The organism is Nonomuraea turkmeniaca (genome assembly GCF_005889735.1).
Lineage (GTDB): Bacteria > Actinomycetota > Actinomycetes > Streptosporangiales > Streptosporangiaceae > Nonomuraea > Nonomuraea turkmeniaca.
Genome location: NZ_VCKY01000447.1, coordinates 1 through 3,392, shown reverse-complemented (window position 1 = coordinate 3,392; position 3,392 = coordinate 1). Strand labels below are relative to the sequence as shown.

Sequence of the window (3,392 nt, the reverse complement as noted above, 5' to 3'; positions counted from 1 at the left end):
CGACCACCCGCCGCCCCGCGAACTCCTCCGGCCCCCGGTACTCCGCGTAGTGCGACTGCCGTCCCGCGAACGACGCCGCGCCCGGGTAGTAGGGCCAGTACGGGCGGGTCCACGTGCCGGTGGCGTTGACCACGGCCCGGGCCGCCCATTCCCCGGCGTCCGTCCCGATCACCAGCCGGCCGTCCGCGCCGTGCCGGACGGCGCCCACCTTGACCGGCCGCACGACGTCCAGCCCGACCGTGCGCTCGTAGTGGCCGTAGTAGGCGGGGACCACCTCGGCGGCGGGCGACCCGGCGTCCGCCTCCCGCGGGCGGCGTACACCCGGCAGGTCGAAGACGCCGTGCACCTTGTCCATGGTCAGCGACGGCGACCGGTGCCGCCATGCCCCTCCTGGCCCCGGCGCGGCGTCGAGCACGACCGGCTCGTACCCGAACCGCCCCAGGAAGTACGCGCCGGACAGCCCTGCCTGTCCGGCGCCGATCACCACGACGTCGCTCTCCTCCACGATCAGATGCAACCGCCGCCGCCTCTGTGGTCTTCCCTCGGCCCGGATCGAGGCACCGCCCGCGCGCCGGCGTCAGTCCGTCAGCGCGGCCGTGAACGTCGCCTCGTGGCGGGCGATGTGCTCGACGTCGACCTGGTAGAAGCGGTCATCGCCCCTGGCGAGGTGGCTCGCGAACGCCTCGTGGCCGGCGGCGGCCTGCTCGCGCATGTGGCGTACCAGGTGATCGAGCCGGGCCCGCGCGGTGTCGGTCAGCTCGCCGCGGGCGGCGGCCTCGAGGCCGTACGCGTCGGCGAACAGGCGCAGCCGGCGGGCCTGCTCCGGCACCGGGTACGTGTCCATCTGGCGGGGGTCGGTCAGGGGCACGAACCGGTAGGCGGCGTACGCGACGTCCCAGACGCGCGGCCCGGGGTGGGCCGTGTCGAAGTCGATGAAGGCCACCGGGCGGCCGTCGCGGAACACGCAGTTGTACGGGGCCACGTCGCCGTGGCAGATGACCTCGGCCGGGCTGACGGCCGGCCAATACCAGGTCACATCCTCATTTTTCGGGAAATCGGCGGTGGCGTCGTGGAGCTGCCGCAGCAGCCGGCCGACGGCCGCCAGCGCACCGTCCGACAGCGCCCACTCCGGCAGCGGGTAGTCGGGCACGTCGCCGGGCACGAAGTCCAGTACCTCCCGGCCCTCGTCGTCGATCCCGTGGCTCCGCGGCGCGCCCCCGAACCCGCGAGCCGCCAGGTGGCCGAGCACGGCGTGCACGGCCGTCGTCCACGGCCCCGTCGGCCGCCGCACCGTGTCCCCGGCCCGCACGACGTGGTTGACGCCCCCACCGGCCAGCACCTCCACGTCCGTCTCCGGCGGTGTGACCCGCGTCTCCCGGCTCCCGGCCGGTGTCGTCCGCACGCTGCGGCTCCCCCCGCTCGACCCGCTCCTCGGGTGATCATCGCCTGGTCGTCAGTGTGCCATGCGGCGCGGGGACATCGCGTCCGAATATCCGTCAGCGGCGGCTGCGGAAGGCGACTGCCGTCGTGGAGGCTATGGCCGACACCAGGACGACCATGACCAGGACGGTGCCGAGCGGGTTGTCGCGGCGCGGCGGCAGCATGACCTGCTTGATCCGGACCCGGGACGTGGCCGTCGGCGACGGCGTGGGCTTCGGGGACGGGGACGGGGACGGCACTCGCACCGGTGTGGCTCGTTGGGCCACCGGCCGGGGCTGCACGCGCGGCCGGTCTCGGGGGCACTCCCCCACCTGCACCCGCTCTCCGCACACCGCGTCCTGGTAGATCGTCATCCCGGGCACCGTGACCTTGGGGACCGGCCGCCGCTTCCCCGGCCGCCGCCCGGCGATGGACACCCCTGGGACCGGTGACCGCCACACCTTCACCCCCGGCACGGACCCGTTCACGGAGACGTTGCGGGGAGCCTTCGGCGGTCGTACGGACACCTTGGGGATCACCACCTCAGGGATCGTCACGGACACCTCGGGCAGGCCACCCGGCGGCCGCTCCCGGTCGGCCGCGGCGGGACCGGCCGCGCCGATCGCCACCAGGCCCACGGCGAGCAGCAACGGCGTCCGCCTGCCCCGCACGCCCGCGTTCCTGGACGCGCCCCGCCGGACGCCCACATAACGCGACGCGCCCCACCGCAGGCCCGCCGAACGGGACGCCCGCCGCCTTCCCGCCACGCTCACACTCCCCCGCCGACGCGCACGAACTCCTGCAACGCCCCCTGGAACGCCTCAGGCCCGACGGCCAGCGGCCCGTCGAAGGCGCGGGAGATGTCCCATGTCAGGTACGTGCCGAAGCCCAGCAACGCCGCCATCGCCACGATCGGCATGATCGTCAGCCCCCGCGGCCGGGCTCCGGCCAGGAACGGGAACACGATGACCACCACGCCGGTGAGGACCGTCAGGAAGAGCAGCCCGTCGGGCGGCGTCGCGGCGGCGTCGGCGGCGCGCTGGGCGCGGGCGGTGGAGATCGCGCCGATGTGCTCGAGCAGCTCCCCCTTGGCCTCCTCCTCGTCCTCGCCGCTCACCTCGAGGTCGCTGACCCGGCCGCGCAGCTCGTCCATCCTGGCGGCGCCGACCGGGTCCATCCGGCCCTGGGCCATGAGCGGCCATTCGTCCCTGACCACGAAGATGACGTATTCGCGCAGCGCGACGCGCACCTGCCGGACCGCGTCGCCCGGCAGCCCTTGGGCCGCCCAGTAGGCGTCGATCGCGGCCTGGCTCTCCGCATGGGTGTTCTGCCGGGCGGCGTCGGCCTTGGTCCAGGGCACGATGATCGCGATGGCGAACACCAGCAGGAACATGGCCGACAACATCGCCCCCGCGTGAGCGGCGGATGGACCCCCGGGGTCGCGGTCCTCGCCGCCCCGTCTGAACAGCCTGAACATCAGCGCGGTGACCATCACCACGCCTACCGCCGCCAAGATCGAGAGCGTGTATGCCACCATGAAGATCTCCCGAACACGTTCGGATACGCAGTGTCACATTACTATCACACTGTGCAATGATGGCGTGAGGCCCTGAAAGGTAAAGCTCCGGCAAGGCACGCGAGCCGGGTCGCGCGTCGCGTCAGGGAGCGTCCCGGGGATTTCCCCTGGTCTGCGGCCCTTCGAGCACCCGCAGCAGGTCCAGCCAACCGTGGAACGGTTCGGGCCGGTCGGAGCCCTCACAGGTCACCTGCCCCTGCACGCCGTCCGCGCCGTACTCCAGATCCACCACGAAGCGCATCACGCCCGCGAGCGTAGGGAGTGCGGGCGGCCTCGCGCCTTAGGGCGGCACCTGGGGATAACCCCTGATTTTCGGCCGGACCTCGGGCGGAGTGGACAGGCAAGTGTCACTTGAGCCGCCCGCCGCGCCGCGCCACGTTGTTGGAGGGCCCAAGGG

The 3,392-nt window shown here is 73.2% G+C and carries 5 protein-coding genes; all 5 read right to left on the bottom strand.

Going from position 1 to position 3,392, the window contains the following annotated elements; translation table 11 throughout:
* Positions 1-517: NAD(P)-binding domain-containing protein (locus tag ETD86_RS53325; protein ID WP_138674225.1), on the bottom strand; the 517-nt coding region annotated here is incomplete at its 3' end.
* Between the two features lie 60 nt (positions 518-577).
* Complete coding sequence (locus ETD86_RS53320; RefSeq protein WP_246149517.1) at positions 578-1,402, bottom strand: phosphotransferase enzyme family protein; 825 nt, start codon at positions 1,400-1,402, stop codon at positions 578-580.
* A gap of 94 nt (positions 1,403-1,496) precedes the next feature.
* Positions 1,497-2,186, bottom strand: a complete 690-nt coding sequence (locus tag ETD86_RS53315; protein WP_138674224.1) for a hypothetical protein — start codon at positions 2,184-2,186, stop codon at positions 1,497-1,499.
* A gap of 2 nt (positions 2,187-2,188) precedes the next feature.
* Positions 2,189-2,956, bottom strand: coding sequence for a bestrophin-like domain (locus ETD86_RS53310; RefSeq protein ID WP_138674223.1), 768 nt, complete (start codon positions 2,954-2,956; stop codon positions 2,189-2,191).
* 121 nt (positions 2,957-3,077) lie between these two features.
* Entirely contained in the window at positions 3,078-3,239 is a 162-nt protein-coding gene (locus tag ETD86_RS56485; RefSeq protein WP_170223799.1) for a hypothetical protein, read from the bottom strand.
* Positions 3,240-3,392 lie beyond the last annotated feature (153 nt).